Origin of the sequence: Micromonospora sp. WMMD730 (assembly GCF_049178955.1) — a bacterium.
GTDB classification, from domain to species: Bacteria; Actinomycetota; Actinomycetes; order Mycobacteriales; family Micromonosporaceae; genus Micromonospora; species Micromonospora wenchangensis.
This window is the reverse complement of record NZ_JBMHML010000002.1, coordinates 36,185-56,122: the sequence shown is the minus strand read 5'-3', so window position 1 is coordinate 56,122 and position 19,938 is coordinate 36,185. Positions and strand designations below refer to the sequence as shown.

Annotated in this window: 18 protein-coding genes, 2 tRNA genes and 1 other RNA gene; 10 read left to right on the top strand and 11 right to left on the bottom strand. The window is 72.5% G+C overall.

What is annotated here, in order from left to right:
• Positions 1-1,677 (bottom strand): ABC transporter substrate-binding protein, encoded by a 1,677-nt coding sequence (locus tag ACN265_RS00280; protein WP_357932622.1) that lies wholly within the window; start codon positions 1,675-1,677, stop codon positions 1-3.
• A 761-nt stretch (positions 1,678-2,438) separates the two neighbouring features.
• Between ACN265_RS00280 and ACN265_RS00275 the strand changes: the two genes are divergently transcribed.
• The gene (locus ACN265_RS00275; protein WP_421405683.1) at positions 2,439-3,032 is read left to right on the top strand and encodes a hypothetical protein; all 594 of its coding nucleotides are present in this window, start codon (positions 2,439-2,441) and stop codon (positions 3,030-3,032) included.
• Positions 3,033-3,117: 85 nt separating this feature from the next.
• Here the strand turns inward: ACN265_RS00275 and recR are convergent, their stop codons facing one another.
• The 4 genes from recR to ffs all read right to left on the bottom strand — a co-directional run bounded on the left by recR (position 3,118) and on the right by ffs (position 7,141).
• Positions 3,118-3,711 (bottom strand): recombination mediator RecR, encoded by a 594-nt coding sequence (recR, locus tag ACN265_RS00270; RefSeq protein WP_088647762.1) that lies wholly within the window; start codon positions 3,709-3,711, stop codon positions 3,118-3,120.
• A gap of 7 nt (positions 3,712-3,718) precedes the next feature.
• Positions 3,719-4,027 carry a YbaB/EbfC family nucleoid-associated protein gene (locus ACN265_RS00265; RefSeq protein WP_067309858.1) on the bottom strand — a complete coding sequence of 103 codons (309 nt, stop codon included), beginning with the start codon at positions 4,025-4,027 and terminating at the stop codon, positions 3,719-3,721.
• Positions 4,028-4,136: 109 nt separating this feature from the next.
• A complete protein-coding gene (locus ACN265_RS00260) occupies positions 4,137-6,944 on the bottom strand; it encodes a DNA polymerase III subunit gamma and tau (protein ID WP_421405681.1) in 2,808 nt (935 codons plus the stop codon).
• Between the two features lie 107 nt (positions 6,945-7,051).
• An RNA gene (gene ffs, locus ACN265_RS00255) (signal recognition particle sRNA small type) lies at positions 7,052-7,141 on the bottom strand.
• An 82-nt stretch (positions 7,142-7,223) separates the two neighbouring features.
• On the opposite strand from ffs, the gene ACN265_RS00250 reads away from it, so the two are divergent.
• Both ACN265_RS00250 and ACN265_RS00245 read left to right on the top strand, forming a co-directional pair.
• Positions 7,224-7,308 (top strand) — tRNA-Ser (locus tag ACN265_RS00250).
• Between the two features lie 176 nt (positions 7,309-7,484).
• Positions 7,485-8,180: an alpha/beta fold hydrolase gene (locus tag ACN265_RS00245; RefSeq protein WP_420118078.1), complete on the top strand. Its 696-nt coding sequence runs from the start codon at positions 7,485-7,487 to the stop codon at positions 8,178-8,180.
• A 132-nt stretch (positions 8,181-8,312) separates the two neighbouring features.
• On the opposite strand, the gene ACN265_RS00240 is transcribed toward ACN265_RS00245, so the two are convergent.
• Complete coding sequence (locus ACN265_RS00240) at positions 8,313-8,561, bottom strand: flavin reductase (RefSeq protein WP_421405680.1); 249 nt, start codon at positions 8,559-8,561, stop codon at positions 8,313-8,315.
• Positions 8,562-8,717: 156 nt separating this feature from the next.
• Here ACN265_RS00240 and ACN265_RS00235 point away from each other — a divergent pair, with 156 nt between their 5' ends.
• The 4 genes from ACN265_RS00235 (at position 8,718) to ACN265_RS00220 (ending at position 12,873) form a co-directional block, all read left to right on the top strand.
• A complete protein-coding gene (locus ACN265_RS00235) occupies positions 8,718-8,924 on the top strand; it encodes a helix-turn-helix transcriptional regulator (RefSeq protein WP_088646531.1) in 207 nt (68 codons plus the stop codon).
• Between the two features lie 140 nt (positions 8,925-9,064).
• Positions 9,065-9,679, top strand: coding sequence for a hypothetical protein (locus ACN265_RS00230; protein WP_363658450.1), 615 nt, complete (start codon positions 9,065-9,067; stop codon positions 9,677-9,679).
• A gap of 32 nt (positions 9,680-9,711) precedes the next feature.
• Positions 9,712-10,206, top strand: a complete 495-nt coding sequence (locus ACN265_RS00225; protein ID WP_421411280.1) for a hypothetical protein — start codon at positions 9,712-9,714, stop codon at positions 10,204-10,206.
• Between the two features lie 90 nt (positions 10,207-10,296).
• The gene (locus ACN265_RS00220) at positions 10,297-12,873 is read left to right on the top strand and encodes a hypothetical protein (protein ID WP_421405679.1); all 2,577 of its coding nucleotides are present in this window, start codon (positions 10,297-10,299) and stop codon (positions 12,871-12,873) included.
• 104 nt (positions 12,874-12,977) lie between these two features.
• On the opposite strand, the gene ACN265_RS00215 is transcribed toward ACN265_RS00220, so the two are convergent.
• A tRNA-Ser gene (locus ACN265_RS00215) sits at positions 12,978-13,064 on the bottom strand.
• A gap of 75 nt (positions 13,065-13,139) precedes the next feature.
• Here ACN265_RS00215 and deoD point away from each other — a divergent pair.
• Positions 13,140-13,850, top strand: a complete 711-nt coding sequence (gene deoD, locus ACN265_RS00210) for a purine-nucleoside phosphorylase (RefSeq protein WP_363658442.1) — start codon at positions 13,140-13,142, stop codon at positions 13,848-13,850.
• A 120-nt stretch (positions 13,851-13,970) separates the two neighbouring features.
• Here deoD and ACN265_RS00205 read toward each other — a convergent pair whose 3' ends face one another.
• From ACN265_RS00205 to ACN265_RS00190, 4 genes are all read right to left on the bottom strand, one after another.
• Positions 13,971-14,426: a nucleoside deaminase gene (locus ACN265_RS00205; protein WP_420118805.1), complete on the bottom strand. Its 456-nt coding sequence runs from the start codon at positions 14,424-14,426 to the stop codon at positions 13,971-13,973.
• Between the two features lie 220 nt (positions 14,427-14,646).
• The gene (locus ACN265_RS00200; protein ID WP_204926981.1) at positions 14,647-15,180 is read right to left on the bottom strand and encodes a tRNA adenosine deaminase-associated protein; all 534 of its coding nucleotides are present in this window, start codon (positions 15,178-15,180) and stop codon (positions 14,647-14,649) included.
• A 114-nt stretch (positions 15,181-15,294) separates the two neighbouring features.
• The gene (locus ACN265_RS00195; protein WP_204926980.1) at positions 15,295-15,462 is read right to left on the bottom strand and encodes a hypothetical protein; all 168 of its coding nucleotides are present in this window, start codon (positions 15,460-15,462) and stop codon (positions 15,295-15,297) included.
• A 73-nt stretch (positions 15,463-15,535) separates the two neighbouring features.
• Positions 15,536-15,898 carry a hypothetical protein gene (locus ACN265_RS00190; RefSeq protein WP_421405678.1) on the bottom strand — a complete coding sequence of 121 codons (363 nt, stop codon included), beginning with the start codon at positions 15,896-15,898 and terminating at the stop codon, positions 15,536-15,538.
• Between ACN265_RS00190 and ACN265_RS00185 the strand changes: the two genes are divergently transcribed.
• Positions 15,884-16,813, top strand: a complete 930-nt coding sequence (locus tag ACN265_RS00185; RefSeq protein WP_421405676.1) for a peptidoglycan DD-metalloendopeptidase family protein — start codon at positions 15,884-15,886, stop codon at positions 16,811-16,813. The two genes, ACN265_RS00190 and ACN265_RS00185, sit on opposite strands and share 15 nt — an antisense overlap.
• Positions 16,814-16,973: 160 nt before the next feature.
• Complete coding sequence (locus tag ACN265_RS00180; RefSeq protein ID WP_421405675.1) at positions 16,974-19,919, top strand: glycosyl hydrolase; 2,946 nt, start codon at positions 16,974-16,976, stop codon at positions 19,917-19,919.
• Positions 19,920-19,938: the final 19 nt, after the last annotated feature.

Here is a 19,938-nt window from a genome sequence, read left to right as displayed (position 1 = left end):
TCACTTGCTGACGCTGACCGTGTTGAAGCGCTCGTCGGTCAGCGGGCTGGCGACCAGCCCCTGCACGTCCTTGGTGACGACGATGGCCGGCGGGGCGTGCCAGACCGGCACGGCCGGCAGCCACTTGGCGGCGATGTCGCGGTTGACCTGCTCCCAGGCCGCCTTCTTGCCCGCCTCGTCGACGGTGCCGTCGGCCTTGGCGATCGCGTCGAACATCTCGGTCATGGCCTGGTCGCCGAACTCGACCTTGCCCCGGCCGAAGAAGGTGCCGACGAAGTTGCCCGGGTCGTTGTAGTCACCGGTCCAGCCGAGGATGTGCAGGTCCTGCTTGCCGAACTGCTGCACGTCGTCCTTGAAGCCACCGTTCCACGGACGCGGCGTGCCGTTGACCTTGATGCCGACGGCCTGCAGGTCGTTGGCCAGGACGGTGAAGATCTCCTGCGGGTTCGGCATGTACGGCCGGGAGACGTCCGGCGGGTAGTAGAAGTTGAGGGTCAGCCCCTCGGCGCCGGCCTCCTTGAGCAGCTGCTTGGCCTTGTCCGGGTTGTACTCGTACTTCTGCACGTCCGGGGCGTAGCCGAGCACGGTGTCCGGCATGAACTCGTCGGCGACCTTGGTGCCACCCGGGCCCTTGGTCTGGACGAGCTGCTGACGGTTGAGGGCGTAGGCGATCGCCTGGCGTACCCGCAGGTCCTTCAGCTTCGGGTTCTTCTGGTTGATGCCCAGGTAGAGGATGTTGAACGCCGGGCGGTCGAGGACCTGGAAGCCCTCACCGGACAGCGCCTTGCGGTCGGCCGGAGCCGGGAAGTCGATGCCCTGGACGGTGCCGGCCCGCAGCTCCTGCTTACGGGTGTTCTCGTCCTTGATCACCTTGATGATGACCTTGTCGACCTTGGCCTTCTCGCCCCAGTAGTCGGGGTTGCGGTTCAGGGTGATCTCGTTCTTGGCCTTGTCCCAGCCACCGAAGGTGAACGGACCGGTGCCGACCGGGGTGGTGGTCGCGAACGAGCTGTACTCGAAGGAGTCGCCGTTCTGCTTGACCGTGTCGGCGTCACCCTTCTTGAGGGCCTCCGGGCTGGCGATCGAGAGCGCGGTCAGCGCGAACGCGCCCGGGAACGCACCCTTGTACTTGTTGAGGGTGACCACGGCGGTGCCGTCGTCCTTGGCCTCACACTTGTTGTACAGCGCCTCGCCGGCACCCTCGGCCTCGTTCTTGGCGAACCCGCCGAAGACGTCCTGGTAGTAGATCATCTGCGACTGGGCGGCGGCACCCTTCATGTTGTACCAGCGGTCGAAGTTGAAGCAGACCGCGGCGGCGTTGAAGGGGGTGCCGTCGTGGAACTTCACGCCCTGGCGCAGCTTGAAGGTCCAGACCTTGCCCTCGGGGTCGTGCTCCCAGCTCTCGGCGAGGCCACCCACCAGGTCGGCAGTGCCCGGCTTGTGCTGGACCAGCGTGTCGTACATCTGCCGGACCGGCCGGAACGACTCACCGTCGTCGTTGAAGATCGGGTCGAAGTTCTTCGGGTCACCGGCACCGGCGAAGATGAAGGTGCCGCCCGTCTTGGCCTCGCCACTGTTGTCATCGCCGCGGTCACTCTCCGCACAGCCGGCCGCGCCGACCGCCAGGGCTGCAACGGCCACGAGGCTCACGGCCGTCCTTAGCCTTCTCGCCTGCATCTCTCACCTCTGTCATCCGCCTGAACAACGCCGGTCCATGGCTCGGTCCGTGAGCGGGAGGCTATGACACGACACACCGAAGCGGAACGGCCGTTAGGCAATCGCTACCAAGCCGACACCAAGCACTCCGTCTGACACCGCCGGATCTCCCGACAAACGGGACTGTCACAGCAGCACGTCCCAGTTTTGTCCTGAAATAGCCCGGGTGTCCGAATCCGCCGCCACCAGCGGTGACCCACCGTCACGCCCCGCCCCGCCGGCTCCCGCGAGGCGGCTCCGCGACGGTCGCCGTCCGCACCGTGTCCGGTTCCGGGGGTACGCTCCGCGCAGTCCGACGCTACGTGCGTGTCCTGGGGTCAACGTCCCGTGACCGGCGGCACCCCCGGGCCGGAATCCCCACCCCGCCCCCGGCGTTACACCCTCTGTACGACCGCAGCAGCACCCCCGGGCCGCCCGACGCCCCGGCCGCCGGCGGAATGACCCGGCACCGACGGTCGTTACACCCCGGTACGACCGCAGCAGCCCCCGGCCGACCCCGCACCCCCTGCGGGAATGACCCCGGACCCCCGGTCGTTACACCTGACCCCGGCACGAGCGGCCACCGCCCCACGCGGCAGGCCCCGGCCGGAAACCCCCCACAGACTTTCCCCCGTATGAGCGCCCCCGACGTGGTGCCCACGCCCCTGCGCTGCCCGTCCCCCACGGGCGCGCCCAGCCCTCCACGGGCCGGACGGGGCGTCTACCCCCGAAGGAGCTTCCCCATGAAGACCACCATCCTGCGTAAGAGCGTCCTCGGCATCGCCGGTCTGGCCTTCGCCGGAGGCATCGCCGCCGGTCCCCTGCACCTCACCGACACCCCCACCATCGACACCCGCCCCGTCGCCACCGTCCAAGCCGACAAGCCCGCCGTGGACAAGGCCAAGCTGATCCCGCACGGCGTGCAGGGCACCCAGTCCCGCATCGACCTGAACGACGAGCAGACCGACAACGCCAAGGCGATCATCGCGGCGACGAAGAAGGCCGGCATGGACGAGCGCGCCGCCGTCGTGTCGATCGCGACCAGCCTGCAGGAGTCGAAGCTGGAGAACCTCGGCCACCTCGGCGACCGCAACGACCACGACTCGCAGGGCCTGTTCCAGCAGCGCCCCTCCAGCGGCTGGGGCACCGTCGAGCAGATCACCGACCCCGAATACGCCACCCTGGCCTTCCTCAAGGGCCTCAAGCAGGTCGACGGCTGGCAGGACATGCCCCTGACCAAGGCCGCCCAGACCGTCCAGGTCTCCGCCTACCCCGACCACTACGCCCAGTGGGAGACCCAGGCCGCCGACCTCGTCGCCAAGCACTGGAACAGCTGACCCCGTACGACACGATGGCCGGCACCCCACCCGGGGTGCCGGCCATCGGCGTGTCTCCACCGGCGGGGCCGGTGATCGGCGAGGGTCAGACCGCGCGGCGGCCCTCGAAGGCCCGACCCAGGGTGATCTCGTCGGCGTACTCCAGGTCGCCGCCGACCGGCAGGCCGCTGGCCAGGCGGGTGACCGCGATACCCATCGGCTTGACCATCAGCGCCAGGTACGTCGCCGTCGCCTCGCCCTCGGTGTTCGGGTCGGTGGCGAGGATCAGCTCGCGGATCGTCCCCGCGCTGAGCCGGCTCATCAGCTCGCGGATGCGCAGGTTGTCCGGGCCGATCCCCTCCAGCGGATTGATCGCCCCGCCGAGCACGTGGTAGCGGCCCCGGAACTCACCGGTCCGCTCGATCGCCACCACGTCCTTGGGTTCCTCGACCACGCAGATCACCTCGTCGGTGCGGCGCGGGTCGCGGCAGATCCGGCACTGCTCCGACTCGGCAACGTTGAAGCAGGTGGTGCAGAACCGGACCAGGTCCTTGACCTTGCGCAGCGCACCGGCCAGCCGGGTGACGTCGGCCGGGTCCGCCGACAGGACGTGGAAGGCGATCCGCTGGGCGCTCTTCGGGCCGACGCCCGGCAGCCGCCCCAACTCGTCGATCAGGTCCTGGATGGCACCCTCGTACATCTGCGGGTCAGAATCCGGGCAGGCCGAGGCCGCCCATGCCGCCGGCGACCGGGCCCATCTTCTGGTCGGTCAGCTCCTTGGCCGCCTCGGCGGCGTTGTGCAGGGCCGCGACGACCAGGTCCTCCAGGGTTTCGACGTCCTCCGGGTCGACCGCCTTCGGGTCGATCCTGATGCTCTTGATCTCGCCGGAGCCGGACACGGTCGCGGTGACCAGACCGCCGCCGGCGGTGCCGGTCAGCTCGGCCTCGGCCAGCTCGGCCTGCGCCTTGGCGATCTGCTGCTGCATCTTCTGCGCCTGCTTCAGCATCTGCTGCATGTTCGGCTGTCCACCTGGGCGCACGGATGGCTCCTTCTCGCACTCGTCTGCTCGGCCGCGCCCAGCCTAGTCGGGCACGGTCGGTGTCTCCGGTCCGGGCGACGGCGGGTCAGCGCGCGTCCACCTCGTCGATCTTCTCGGCTCCGAACGCCTCCCGGAGCAACTGCACCGCCTGCTCCTCGCTCGACTGCCGGGCGGTCCGCTCGTCGATCACCTCATCCAGCGGTTCGTCCCCCGGGTCGAAGCCCTCGTAGGCCGGGGCCGCCGTCGGCTGCGAGCGTCCACCGGCGCGCCCCGGCCCGTCGTAGTCCGGGTCGTACGGCGGCTCACCGGCCCAGTCGGCGTCCGCCATCCGGCGCGCCGGCTGGGCGGACCGTGGCCCCTTGGCGGTGCCGGCCGCTGCCGCCGCCGCAGCCGCCCGCGCCGCCGCGATCGCGCTGCTCACCGGGGCCGCGCCGGGGGCGGTCGCACCGGTCTGCGCCGGGGCCGTCGCCTGCCCCGCCGGCCTGGGTACGGCAGGTGCCGCCCCGCCGGCACGCGCGGTCGCCGTCCCGGTCGCCGGTGCCACCGTCCGTGCTCCGGATGCTCCCGCCGTGCCCGGTCCGGCCTGCGCGCCCGTCGATCCTGACTGCGCCGAACCGCCGGCCATCGTCGCCGTGGCCACCGCGCCGCCCGGACGGGCCGCCTCGGGCCAGTCGCCGGCATCGCCCGCGCTGCCGGCCCCGCCGGGGCGGGCAGCCTCCGGCCATCCGTCCTCGCCACCGGGACGGGCCGGCTCGGGCCAGTCGTCGTCGGCCGTACCGGACCCGCCGCCCTGCGCCTGCGGGTCGCCGCCCCGCACCGCCACGGCGGTCGCGCCGCCCGCACCGGAACCGTCCACCGCACCGGCACCGTTCGCGCGGCCGGTACCGGCAGCACCCGGCACCCCGGGCGCGCCACCGGGACCGCCCCCGCCGTGCGCGCTGGTCCCGCCGTGCGCGCTGGTCCCGCCATGCGCGCTGGTTCCGCCGGCGGGCGGGGAAGCGTCGGGCCGGGCCGCCGGGCCGCCGGCCACGCCGGACGGGCCGGGACCGGCATCCGGGCCGGCGGACGGACGAGCCGGGTGGGGGGTGGCACCACCGTCGAACGGGGAGTCGGCGGGAGGCGCGGACGGTCGGGCCGGCCGGGACGGACCAGCGGGGGTCACCCCGCCCCGCTCACCGGCCACCTCGCAGCGGATCTGCCAGCGTCCGCCCAACTCCTCGTAGAGCGCGTCGGTGAGCACCCGGGCGTGGTCGGCCATCATCTTGGCCAGCACCACCGACTTCACCGTCACCACCAGCGTGTCCCCGTCGAGGTCCCGGACCACGGCATCCCGCATCAGAGCGGCGATCCGCTTGTTCGTCCGGTTGACCTTGCCGACCACCTCCGGCCACGCCCGCCGGACGGCCACCGCGTCGAGCGCGCCCACCGGGTCGCTGCCCGGTCGGGGCGGCTCGGGCGTCGCCGGATCGGGCAGTACCGCCGACGGCGGCACCGGACGGCGTACGGGAGCGGCGTCGGCGACCGGTGGGCCACCCGACGGCGGCGCGGCAGGTGCCGCCGAAGGCGATCCGGGGCGGGCACCGGCAGCGGCAGCCCGCGCGGCAGCCACCCCGGTGGGGGCTCCGGGCTCCGGCGGGGTGTCGGCGACGGCCGGGGCGGGCTGGGGGCGTACCTCGGTGGGGGCGGGGGGAGGCGCGGAGCCGGCGGCGGCCGGCGGCAGGTCGACGGCACCCAGGGTGAGCCGGCGCTCCATCCGTTCCAGGCGCTGGAGCAGGCCACCCGTGGAGTCGTCGACGCCGGGCAGCAGCATCCGGGCGCAGATCAGCTCCAGCAGCAGCCGGGGAGCGGTTGTGCCGCGCATGTCGACCAGGCCGTTGTGCACGATGTCGGCGCAGCGGGACAGCGTCGCCGGGCCGAGTCGCTGGGCCTGGGCGGCCATCCGCTCGATCTGGTCGGCCGGGCCGTCGATCAGGCCCTTGTCGGCGGCGTCTGGCACCTGCTGGAGCACGATCAGGTCGCGCAGCCGTTCCAGCAGGTCGGAGGCGAACCGGCGGGGATCGTGGCCGGCCTCGGCCACCCGGTCGACGGTCGCGTACGCCGCCGCGCCGTCCCCGGCGGCCAGCGCGTCGCACATCTCGTCGATGAGCGCGGCGTCGGTGACGCCGAGCAGCGCGGCGGCCCGGGGATAGCTGACCCCCTCCGGGCCGGCGCCCGCGATGAGCTGGTCGAGCACGGAGAGGCTGTCCCGGGCGCTGCCGCCACCGGCGCGCACCACCAGCGGGAAGACCGCCGGATCGACGGTCACCCCCTCGGCCTGGGTGAGCTGCTCCAGGTACGGCCGGAGCACCTTCGGCGGGATCAGCCGGAACGGGTAGTGGTGGGTCCGCGACTTGATCGTGCCGAGGACCTTTTCCGGCTCGGTGGTGGCGAAGATGAACTTGACGTACTCCGGGGGCTCCTCGACCAGCTTGAGCAGGGCGTTGAAGCCGGCCGACGAGACCATGTGCGCCTCGTCGATGACGTAGATCTTGAAGCGGCTCTGGGCCGGCGCGAAGAACGCCTTCTCGCGCAGCTCACGGGCGTCGTCGACGCCACCGTGGCTGGCCGCGTCGATCTCGATGACGTCGATCGAGCCGGAGCCGTCGACGGCCAGCGACCGGCACGAGTCGCACTGCCCGCACGGCTCCGGGGTGGGGCCCTGCTCGCAGTTGAGCGAACGGGCCAGGATGCGGGCGCTGGAGGTCTTGCCGCAGCCCCGGGGACCGGAGAACAGGTAGGCGTGGTTGAGCCGACCGCTGCGCAGCGCCTGCGACAACGGCTCGGTGACGTGCTCCTGGCCGATGACCTCGGCGAAGGTACGCGGCCGGTACTTGCGGTAGAGCGCCAGCGTCACTCGTCCCGCCTCCTCTCGACCGAGCCATTCTGCGCCGGTCGGGCGCGGGTGACCACCCACCACCCCGGGACCCGACCCGCAGGTACGGTACCGGTGGGCGGAGACAAAAAGGCCTCCCGTGCACCCGGCAGAGCTCGCTTATCCTTGCTGCCTTCCGGCCCTGGGGAGGTTCACGAGATACCGCCGCACGGGAGGTAGGCACCACCCTACCCGACCCCCGGTGGATCTTCGGGGGGTGGTGGGGTGGTCCGGCCGCCGGGGACCTGTATCCTGGCTCGCGGAGGATTCGCCTAGAGGCCTAGGGCGCACGCTTGGAAAGCGTGTTGGGATAAAACCCTCACGAGTTCGAATCTCGTATCCTCCGCTCGTCTGAGCAGCACCAACGCGAGGGTCGGCCCCGATCGGGAGCCGACCCTTCGTCGTTTCCAGCAGCACCCGGCCGAGGTCGCGCCGCGTACGCCCACGGCAGAACGGGCACTCAGGCCCCCGCGACGGCCCCTAGGGTTCTCCGCAACAGCGGCCCGGTCGAGGGAGGCAGCCATGCGGATCGTCTTCGTGCACGGGGCGTGCGTACGCGACGGGGCGTGGTGGTGGTCCCGGGTCGAGGCGCTGCTCGCGGCCGGCGGGACGGCGAGCGTCGCGGTACATCTGCCGAGCTGCGGCGAACTGCCGGACGCGCGCCGACCGGCGGGGCTGGACGACGACGTCGAGGAGGTCCGTCGCGTCCTGCGCGACGGCGGGCCGGCGATCCTCGTCGCCCACTCCTACGGCGGGATGGTCGCCACTGCGGCGGCAGACGCCGGGGACGTCCGGCACCTCGTCTACGTCAGCTCGTTCCTGCCCGACGTGGGTGAGTCCCTGGCCGATCTCGGTCCCGCCGGACCCGCGCCCCACCTGGAATTCTTCCCCGACGGCACGTTCGCGGCCCGGCCCGAGCTGGTCCCGCCGCTGTTCCTGCACGACTGTGACCCGGCGGCGGTGGAGGGTGCCATGGCCCGGCTGGTCCGGCAGGACGCCGCCGTACTCACCACTCCGGTCCGCTACGCGGGCTGGCGGTCGACCCCGTCGACGGCGGTGGTCTGCGCCGGGGACCGGGCCACCCCGCCGGAGGTACAGCGCGCCCAGGCGGCCAGGGCGGGGCGGACGGTGGAGCTGCCGACCGGACACCATCCGATGCTCTCCCATCCGGAGCTGCTCGCCGGTCTGCTGCGGGAGATCGCCGCCGAACACGACTGACGACGTATGCGCGGGACGCATACGTTCATCCTCCGCTCGTCCGAACAGCACCAACGCGAGGGCCGGCCCTGATCCGGAGCCGACCTTTCGTCGCCTTCCGAAGCTGTGCCAGGACAGGGCGGCCAGGAGGGGTCAGGCCCTGGGGGTCGTCTTCACCCAGCCCAGGAAGCGCTGGTACGTGCCGATCGGGTCGGGCGGCTCGGGACAGATCCGGGTGAGGTCGGCCATTGCTTCGCGGAACAACTCGGCAAGGTCGACCGCGAGGTTGACCCGCTCCCCCGCGTACTCGGCGACCATGTCGAGCCGAGCCCTCCCGCAGGGCCAGGGCAGCGCATCGGCGGTGCAGATCCAGAGAGGTCTGAGCGGCGCGTGTCTCTGCATGTCGCCTCCGAGGTGGGTCCGAACTTCGCGGCACCCCGACCCGCCGGGAAGCTCCTCCACCGGGCCGGAGGCCATCTCTACCTCACCGCACCTGGCATGCACTTGTCAATCAGCAAGGAGCGATAGTCAAGCCAATGCCGTGCTTACGGTCGAACGGTGAAGCGACCGCGCTTGTACGGACCGGGCGAACTGGCTGCCCTGTTCAACGTGTCGCGGCAACGGGTCCTACAGATCACCCGCCGACCCGGCTTCCCCGAACCGCTCGCCCGCCTGATCGGCACCACGGTCTGGGACGCGGACGAGGTGGACGAGTGGGCACGCCACCACCGCCCGCCCCGCCCACCTGCGGAAGACGACGAGTAGCCGCCCGGCCCGTCGGGCAGGGCAGCACGACACCGGCATGCCTCCCACCGCGAACCCCGGTACGGTGCGGGCACTCGCGGCGGCCCTGGATCCGTCGTACACATGTGCTATCCACAGGGTGTGGACGGCGGGGGGATTGGATGAGTTACCAGCTCAGCGCGGTCGTCGCGGATGTCGAGTTGCTGCGTGAGCAGACCGCCGACCTTGATCACGCGGTGCTGGCGGCACTGCGGCAGGATTTCGCGCTGCTGCCGGTGACGCCGCAGTTGGTCGAAGAGCTGACCGGCGCGCTGCCGGACTACCACCCTGAGGAACCGACCGCCGGGCAGCCGTTCGAGCTGGTGATCTCGCCGGCTCTGGGCGGGTTGCTGGACCGCTGGTCGCGGCGGGGTCCGGTGGCGTACCTGGAGGCGGAGTTCGCCGGCGGGATCGGCCACCAGGCGTCGGCGGTGTGGCTCGGCGGCCGGTTGAGCTGGGGTCCCCGCTTCGACTCCGCCTTCACGCTGCCGCGCGGGGAGTGGCCGATCAACGCGGCGCTGGCGCGGCTCGGCGTGGAGCCCGGCCGGTGGCTGGACCCGTTCGCCGAGCTGGGCCTGCACCTGGAGCGGAACACGGACGGCTGGCTGACCCACGGCCGGCGCGGCCTGACCGCCGACTACTGGGACGAGCTGGCCGAGGAGTGGGAGGAGCAGGAATTCGCGGCTGACCAGCAACCTGAACGCCCCGGTCCCGTTGGGGACTGGGGGATTCCATGAAATTGCGACAATTCGCCGTTCTTGCGGCGTTACTGGTGGCTGCCTCGGCGTCGGGCAGCGGCACCCATCCGTCGGGGCCCGACATTCCGGCGCGGCCGATCGGCGCCAGCCAGGTGGTCGGGCTGCACGGCCTCGCCGGGGCCGAGTTCGGTGCCAGCGAGACCGAGCTGACCCGACGCGGGGTGCTGCGCGCCGACGCCGACACCTGCGGCATGACGCTGGTCGGGCACGGCACGGCCAGCCCGATCTTCGTCGACGACCGGCTGGTGCTGCTCTGGCTCGACGACCCGATGAGCACCCCGGAGGGGATCACCGTCGGCACCCCCGTCGCGGAGGTGCTGGCCCGCTACCCGTCGGCGGTCCGGCTGCACGCTCCACAGCGGACGTACCGGTTCGACGGGCTGCTGGCCCGCGACGGCGACCGGGGCTACCTCTTCCTGCACGACGGCACGGCCGTCCGGGAGATCATCGCCGGGTACGCCGACTGGGCCCGTCGCCTCTTCGACGAGGGCCACAGCCCCTGCTGAACTGCAACCGCAACGTGGATTGTCCGCGACCGGCCCCGATGAGAACATCTCCTGGCCACGCGGTCGGCGTCGGCAGCACACGGGGGATCTATGTCACGTACCGTCCTGTCCCGCCCGGTGATCCGGGCCGGGAAGTCACTGCCACGCCTCGCGCTGGCCGCCCTGCTCGTCCCGGCCCTGGCCGTCGGCCCGATCGCCACAGGTGACGGGGCACCGACCCCGGCTGCGGCGGTCGGTACGTCAGACAGCGCGGCGACCCACCCGCCGGCACCCGCCACATCGGACCCGGGGTCGCCGGCCGCCACCGCCCGGAAGACGCCGGCCACCGGATCCGGCCGGAACACACCGGACCGGGACGTGCCGGTTCCCGCAGCGGAGCAGATCCCGCCGCACCTGGCGACGGCCCCGGCCCCCGGTGCGCAGGCCGCCGGGCTGAGCACCGAACAGCCACGTACCCGCTCCACCACCATTGTCCGGCAGCCCAAGCCACCCCGCTCCCGCTGCAGCGGCGGTCTGGTCCTTGGCACGGTCGTCACCTGCACCGCGATCGTCGACCAGGCGCAGGACGTCTGGACCGTCACCACCACCGCCGCCGACGACCTGCTGCTGATCCAGCTTGGGCGGGGCTCCGGGCCGGACTCCGTCGGCGGCCGGGTCACCGATGCCGCCGGTCGCGAGTTGTGCCGGCTCGGCGTGGACGCGAACCGCTGTCGGGTCGGTGCCGCCGGGACCTACCGGATCACCCTGCGGTTGCCGTACTCGACCGGGCGGGGGAACTACACGATCGCGGCCGAGTCGACGCATACCCCGTCGAGCTGCGGGCAGTTGCCGGCGGACCTGTTCGACTTCAGTTCCCCGGGGAGCACGGTGACGTTGCCGGCCGGAGCGGCGGCCCGGTGTCACCTGTTCGACCAGCCGCGCGGCGCGCTGCTGCGGTTCGCCGACCCGGGCGGTCCGCGCGACATCCGGGGGCTGATCCTCGACGGGCAGTTCGGAACGGTCTGCGAGTTGAGCTACGGCGGCGGTGACTGCTGGCTCGAACAGCCGGGCCCCTACCGGCTGCTGAGCTGGGAGCAGTACGGCAAGGAGGGCACCCACCTGGTCAAGGCCCGGCGGCTGTCCGACCCGGCGGGCTGCCAGAGCCTGCCGCTCGCCCCGTACGGCGACCCGGGCAGCGCCGTGAACAGCGGTGCGACCCCGGCCGGCGAGACGACCTGCCACATCTTCAGCACCGACGCGGCCCGGCCGCTGCTCGTCCGCGCCGTCAGCCTCGACGCCACCAGCTTCGACTGGCAGGTGCTGGACGCGACGGGCGCTCAGGTCTGCGCCCGGGAGGGCATCCCGGTCTGCACCGTGCCGGCCGCCGGCCGGTACACCCTGCTGGTCAGCAGTCCCCTCTACGCCGACCGGCCCCACCGGTACGAGGTGGCGCTGAACCCGCTCGACCGGGCCGACGGATGCTCGTCGAACACCGGCTACGCCCCCTGGGACCAGCCGGCCCTCCAGGTGAGTCAGGTCGCCCGGGTGCAGACCAACTGCCAGCCGTTCACCGGCCGGGCCGGTGAACGGGTCATCGTGTCCGGTGCACGCTGGACCCAGGACACGGGTGGCAACCGGATCTGCACCGAGCCGTCCGACCAGGTCGGCTGTGTGCTCCCGGCCGACGGCGACTACCGGGTGATCTCGTACCGGGAGTGGACCGGGAACACCCCCGAGACGTACCCGCTGGCCATCAGGCGGATCTCCGACCCGGTGGGCTGCCCCACGGTCCGGCCCGGCAGCTACGGCACGGCACCCACCGGCGCCCCGGCCCCGGTGGCGTGCCGGATCCTGGACGTCCCGGCCGCCGGGGTCTACCGGGTGACCGCCCTGCACAGCGACAACGTGACCACGTTCGCCCGGGTCCTCGACACCGCCGGCCGAACGGTCTGCGCCCAGGTCCGCTGCCCGCTGCCCGCCGGCCGGCACACCCTGCTGGCCAGCAGAGACGCCACCAGCACCACCGAGTTCGCGGTGTCCCTGCTGCCGCTGCGGCCGACCGGGTGCACACCCGTCTCCGACGCCGGCTGGGCCGACGCGCCGCACCGGGGCCGGATCGACACCTCCGGCCAGATCGACTGCCTGGTCCTGCCCACCCCGTCCGGGGCGTCGATCGCCACGCTGCTGCCTGTCGACGCCGCGCTGAACGTCGACATCGTGGACGCGGACGGCGAGGCGGAGTGCAGCCTCTGGTGGTACACCTGGCACGGCTGCGTACTGGACGGCCCGGCACCGCACTCGGCGCTGCTCACCGGGCACACCTTCGTGACGCAGCTGGCGTACACGGTGGGCTTCGCCCGGACCGACGCGCCGGCCTGCCCGACGCTGCCCCGGGACACCACGGACACCACCGTGACCACCGGCCCGGACCGCCTCGCGGCCTGCTTCACCGTCCCGGCCGACCAGCACGCCGCCCGGCAGACCCTCACCTGGGCGCGCACCGCCGGCACCGGCCGGGCCCGGCTGACCGTCTTCGACGGGACGGGCCGGTCGACGTGCGGGACGGACCGCGCCGCCCAGGGCACCGTCACCTGCGCGCTGCCTCCCGGCCCAGTCACCGTGCTGCTGGACACCGACGGCAACACCGCCACCTACCGAGTGGGTCAGCGGAACGCCGGCACGTCCTGACCGGGTCGCGGGCCGGCTCCGATCGGGGGCCGGCCCGGCCGGCCAAACGCGGAACGCCCGGTGCGATCCTCGCGGATCGACCGGGCGTTCTCGCTGTTCACGAGCGGTGGCGGCGGGATTTGAACCCGCGGAGGGCGTAAACCCTCACACGCTTTCGAGGCGTGCTCCTTAGGCCACTCGGACACGCCACCGCCGACGAGGGTACAGGAACACCGGTTCGGATGCCGCACCGGTATCCCCCGGGCCGGCCTGGCAGGATCTTTGCCATGAGTACGCACATCGGCGCGAAGCCGGGCGAGATCGCCGAGCGGGTCCTGATGCCGGGCGACCCGCTGCGGGCCAAGTGGATCGCGGAGACCTACCTCGAGGGTGCCACCTGCTACTCGACGGTGCGGGGCATGCTGGGCTTCACCGGGCGGTGGAACGGCGTGGACGTCTCCGTCCAGGGCTCCGGCATGGGCATGCCGTCCGCGTCCATCTACGCCCACGAGCTGATCAACGAGTACGGCGTGAAGACGCTGGTCCGGGTCGGTTCCTGCGGCGCGCTCACCGAGGACCTGCAGCTCCGGGACGTGATCGCGGCGATCGGGTCGTCGACCGACTCGAACATGAACCGGATGCGCTTCGACGGGCTGATCGACTACGCCCCGGTGGCCGACTTCGGGTTGCTGCGTACCTCGGTCGAGGTGGCCGAGCGGCGCGGCATCACCATGCACGTCGGCCCGATCCTCGCCGCCGACGCCTTCTACACCGACCGGCCCGACCTGTACGACACCCTCGCCGACTACGGGGTGCTGGCGGTGGAGATGGAGTCGGCCGCGCTCTACACGATCGCCGCCCGGTTCAAGGCCCGCGCCCTGACCCTGCTGACGGTCAGCGACCACATCAAGACGGGCGCGAAGACCACCGCGCAGGAGCGTGAGCAGACCTTCGGCCAGATGGTCGAGATCGCGCTGGACACCGTCGCCGCTTCCTGACCGTCGCCTCGACGGCTCGCAACGGGGCCGATGTTGCGGTGTCCCCGCCCGGCGATACCGCAACATCAGCCCCGTCACCCAAACCCAACCCCGCCCCGCCCCGTCGACCCGGCCCCGGGGTCAGCGGAAGAAGGCGCGCAGGACGGCGGCGTTCTCGGTCTCCAGGACCCCGGCATACACCTCGGGGCGGTGGTTGAGCCGGCGGTCGCGCAGGACGTCCCAGAGCGAGCCGGCCGCCCCGGTCTTGGGCTCCCAGGCGCCGAAGACGACGGTCGAGATCCGGGCCAGCACCAGCGCGCCCGCGCACATCGTGCACGGCTCCAGGGTGACCACCAGCGTGCAGTCGTCCAGCCGCCACCGGCCCGTCCGCGCGGCGGCCCGGCGCAGCGCGAGCACCTCGGCGTGTGCGGTCGGGTCCCCGGTCAGTTCCCGTTCGTTGCGTCCGACGGCCAGTTCGGTGCCGTCCGGGCCGTAGACCACCGCCCCCACCGGCACGTCGTCGACCGTCGCCGCGGCATCGTCGCGGCCGGCGGGCAGGTCCGGGCCGGTGACGGCGATCTCCAAGGCGCGGCGCATCCACCGTTCGTGCCGCTGCCGGCGACCGGCGGAATCCTGCGCGGCCAGTCCCTCGGTCGCCCCGGGACCGACCCGCCCGGCCGCGCCGGGTGTCGGCTGCCCCGGCCGTACGGTGCCCAGGGCGGGATCGGTGGCGTCGACCGGCCCGGCGGCACCTGGCGACGCGGGGCCACCTCCGGTACCGGGCGACCCCGCCGTGGCGTCGCCGACGTGCGGAGGGTCAGACCTCACGCAGCTCTTCGACCTCGTCGGCGCAGCCGAGCACCTGGCACACCTCGGCGGTCACGTCGGCCGGGAGCATGCCCTCGTGGGCGCAGAGCTTGAGCAGGCGCTGGGCGGAGATGCCCAGGTCGGCGAGGAGGTCGGCGTCGCCGACCGGGTCGGCCTCCGGGTCGACGACCGGCTGCTCGCTGTCCTCGTCGCCGCCACCGGCGGTGGCCGACGGCGGCTCGTCGACGTCGTCGAGGCCGGTGACCGACGTCTTGAGGTCGCCGACGAGCAGCGCGCCCAGCCGGGACTCCTCGGCGTACGCCGAGTCGGAGCCGAAGACCCGCAGGTCCTCCCCCTCGTCGAGGCGCAGCACCACCAGGTACGCGTCGTCGGCCTCGACGAAGAGCAGCGACACGTCGGCGTCGGGTTCGACATCGCGCAGCCGGTCGGCGACCTCGTCGATGTCGGTGGCCCCGCGCAGGTTCACCTCGGCGGCGTTCCAGCCGCCCTCGTCGCGCACCACGGCGGCAGCGAAGTACGACATGGTTCCCCCAAAAAGGCCTCGGCACAGCCGACTCGTTACGCGTGCACGTTAACCGGTCGGGTCGGCAGCCGACCGCTCAACGCCCCGAAGGGCCGGCAATCCGGGGAAAGTTCGTCAGCCGGCGACGCGGCGACGGGTCGCGATGAGCTGACGCAGCCGTTCGGTGCGTTCCCGCTGCGGCCGTTCCCGCTGGCGTACCGAGCGGGCGCCCGCCAGCTCGGCGAGAATCTGGAGGCGGCGACGGCTCCGCTCGGAGTCGAGCCGCGGGGTGTTCCAGGCCATACCGAAGAGCGTCCTCAGTCACAGCGGGTACGTCAAGATGGTGCAGCAAACGAAGCCGCACGACGACGCAGCGTCACCACATCGGCCAGTCCGCGCTGACCGCCCACCGCACCACGACCACCGCGAATGCGATGCTCCAGCCACCGGCGGTGACGATGGCCACACCCGCACCGGCCCCCCGGTCGCCGAAGCGAACCAGGGCGAACGCGACGAGCCAGGCGAGCGCGCCGGCGATCACCGTCCACCAGGCGTAGCTGCCGACGTCGTGGCCGAGCAGCCCGAAGAGCACCAGCCAGGCGGCGGCGAGGGCACCACCTGCGGCCACCGCCGCGCCGGTGACGGGGTGTGGTTCCCGCCAGGTCGGCCGGCGGGGCGGACCTGCGGGGAAGAGCCCCGAGGCGGCGTACGGGACGCGTCCGGGATGGTGGTCGGTCATGGTCACTGCTCCCCCTCCGGCCGGCCGGAACCCGTCGCACCGTCGTCGGCCGGGATCGGGTCGGCGGGCCGTTCCGGGGGCCGTCGTCGGCCGGATGCCGCCGGCGGTGCGACCTCCACGGTAGCCGTCTGTCAGGATGTCCGAATGTCCCTGCTGCGTCCCGACCCACGGCGCACCCGTCCGGCGTACCCCGTGCTGCTGCTCGTGGCGGCGGTGCTGGCGGGGTGCGGGACGGACGAGCCGGTCGCGGGCCCGGTCTGGGACGGCCCGTCGGCGGTGGCGACGGGCGACCAGCCGGCGACCCCGACGGCCCCGGCCGGCAGCCCGTCGGGCAGCCCGGCTCCGAGCGTGACGCCGTCGGCCACGCCGGATGCGGCGGCCCTGCGCCGGGTCTTTCCGGTGCGGGCGGGCAACGTCGCCTACCATCCGACGCACTCGGGGTATCCGGGCACCGACATCTTCGCCGACTGTGGTGAGCCGGTGGTGGCGGTCACCGACGGGACGGTCCTGGAGGTGAGCCGGGTGGACCGGTTCCGTAAGAAGGGGCCGTTGGGGCCGTACAACGGCGGCCTGTCGGTGTCGTTGCTGGGTGACGACGGGGTGCGGTACTACGGGTCGCACCTGAGCGTGGTCAGCCCGGGGATCGAGGCCGGGGTCCGGGTGCGTTCCGGGCAGCAGCTCGGCGAGGTGGGTCGGACGGGGAACGCGAACAACGTCTGTCACCTGCACTTCGGGTTGTCGCCGAAGTGCACCGGGCACGACGACTGGTGGATCCGGCGGGGCGTGGTGTGGCCGGCGAAGTACCTGGACTCCTGGCGGGGCAAGGGCAACCGGTCGCCGGTGGCGGCGGTGACCGCCTGGGAGCGTGAGCACGGCTGCCCGCGCGCGCCGCGCGGCTCCTCCGGCGCAGGCTGACCGGGGGTCGGCGGCGGCGTCATCGGCCGTACGCATTGACGTAGGTATTACTCGTCGGTTAACGTCCGATGCAGAGAGAGCGCTCTCTCGACCCATGAAACCCTCTAATTCCGACGAACCGCGCGCAGTTGGCCCACCCGCCCCGCGCGGAGGAGGCACGATGACACCTCCCGTCCCCCGCCGCCGCGCCCCCTGGGTGCTCGCCGCCACCACCGCCCTGACCGTCCTCGTCGGCGGCCTCACCCTCACCACCGCCGACTCCCCCGCCGAGGCGGCCACCGTCGGTGCCGGCAGCTACACCACCGACCCGGTCGGCCCGCTGCCCGCCGGCTGCGGCGCCATGTCCACCAACCCCCGCCAGTACGCCACCGCGAACGCCCCCGCCGGGCCGGTGCCCACCAACGACTGGTGGTCGTCGCTGCTGTGGAAGAAGACGAACTGCTCCTACAGCGAACCGCTGCACGCCCACCCGGTGTCCTACCAGACGTTCACCGACGGGCTCGGCTTCTCGGCACCGTCGGCGGCCACCGTCAGCGGCACCGCGACCGGGGTGGGCGAGTTCAAGTACACCTACACCGAGGACATCCGGGTCGGCGTGGCCGCGCTCGGCGCACCGGTGGTGAAGGTCGACGACTGGACGGACTGGACGGTCACCCCGTACTGGAGTGACGGGGCCCGGACCCTGCGCGCCACCATCGGCCACGGGCTGCCGTTCGCCTACTTCCAGGCCAGCGGCGGTGACGCCCAGATCAACCCGACCGGCGGCGCGGCCACCGTCTGGTCCAACAGCGGCGCCACCATCGGCTTCACCGTCCGGGGCCACGACTACGTCGGGTACGCCCCGACGGGCGCGACCTGGACCGTCACCAACGGACGGATCACCTCCGGCCTGGCCGGCAAGGGCTACTTCTCGATCGCCCTGCTGCCGCCCACCGCCGACGCCACCGCCCGCGCCTCACTCGCCACGAGCTACGGCCGGTACGCCCACGCACACGTCACCGGCACCCGGGTCGGCTACGCCTACGACCCGGCGACCAGCGCGGTGACCACCACGTACTCGTTCACCACCACCGCCCGGGAGGGCACCGCCACGCAGACGGTGGTGAGCCTCTACCCGCACCAGTGGAAGGCGCTCACCGGCAGCACCCCGCTCACCCAGACCTACCCGTCGGCGCGCGGCCGGATGAAGGTGCTCACCGGGGTGGCCTCCTTCCGCACCGCGATGAAGTTCCACGGGGTGCTGCCCGAGGTCCCCGCCGTGGCCACCGGCTCCGGCACCGACCTGGCCCAGCTCAAGGAGCAGCTCGCCGCCGTCCGGGGCAACCCGATGGACCAGCGCGGCGGGGACACCTACTGGACCGGCAAGGGACTCGGCCGAGCCGCCCGGATCGCCGAGATCGCCGACCAGGTCGGTGACACCGAGACCCGCAACGCGGCGCTGGCCGCCATCCGCGGCACCCTGACCGACTGGTTCACCGCCACGCCGGGCAAGGCCGCGAAGGTCTTCTACTACGACCGCAACTGGGGCACCCTGATCGGCTACCCGGCGTCGTACGGGTCCGACCAGGAACTCAACGACCACCACTTCCACTACGGGTACTTCATCGCGGCGGCGGCGACGCTTGCCAAGTTCGACCCGGCATGGGCCGCCCAGAGCCAGTACGGCGGCATGGTCGACCTGCTCATCCGGGACGCCAACAACTACCAGCGCTCCGACACCCGCTTCCCCTACCTGCGGGACTTCGACATCTACGCCGGGCACGACTGGGCCTCCGGGCACGGCTCGTTCAACGCCGGCAACAACCAGGAGTCCTCGTCGGAGGGGATGAACTTCGCCAACGCCCTGATCCAGTGGGGTCAGGCCACCGGCAACACCGCCGTCCGCGACGCGGGCGTGTTCATCTACACCACCCAGGCCGCCGCCATCCAGGAGTACTGGTTCGACGTCGACGACGAGAACTACCCGGCGGCGTTCGGGCACTCCACCGTCGGCATGGTCTGGGGCGACGGCGGGGCGTACGCGACCTGGTTCAGCGCCGAGCCGGAGATGATCCAGGGCATCAACATGCTCCCCGTCACCGGCGGCCACCTCTACCTCGGCTACCGGCCGGCGTACAACAAGGCGAACTACGCCGAACTGGTCCGCAACAACGGCGGCGAACCCACCGTGTGGCAGGACATCCTCTGGCAGTTCCTCGCCCTCGGTGACCCGGACGCGGCGCTGGCCAAGCTGCGCGCCAACCCCGGTTACACCCCGGAGGAGGGCGAGAGCCGGGCGCACACCTTCCACTGGATCCGCAACCTCGCCGCGCTCGGCCAGGTCGACACCACGGTCACCGCCAGCCACCCGCTGGCCGCCGTGTTCAGCCGCAACGGCGCACGCACCTACGTGGCCAGCAACATCACCGCCGCGCCGCTGACCGTGCGGTTCTCCGACGGCACCAGTCTCACCGTGGCCGCCGGGAAGACCGCCACGACCGGGGCGTACACCTGGAGCGGCGGCAACGCGGCCGGCGGCACCAACCCGAGCCCGACGCCGACCGCGTCCCCGACGACGTCGCCCACCCCCACCCCGACCCCGACCGGGCCGTCGCCGACCCCGACCAGCCCGACCCCGCCGCCGACCACCCCGCCGGCCGGCTCGCCGACCCGGTTCCTGCTGCCCGGTGGCGGGCTCGGTTCCGCCGGCAGCGCGGCGACGACCACCGTCCCCGGTTCCGGGGGCGCGAACCACGACGGCACCCCCAGCAACCCGGTGGTGTTCACCGCGACCCGGCTCAACCTCGCCTACACCGGGGGCCAGACCGGGTTCGACCTGTTCCTCGATGCCGGCCAGTCGGTCGGCAACGGGGTGCAGGCCCGGGTCTCCTACGACCTGACCGGGGACGGAACCTTCGACCGGGTGGAGACGTACCGGTACTTCGCCACCGACCCGGTGCCCGGCTACGAGCACTACACGCAGAACGCCGGCCTGCAGTCGGCCACCGGCACGCTGGGCAACCTCTCCGGCGGCACGGTGAAGGTGGAGGTGTGGTCGGCGATCGGCGTCAACCCGTCCACCCTCGGCACCGGCAACCAGTCGGTGGTGAAGCTGCCGTACTCCTGATCCGCCTCCCCCGCGTACA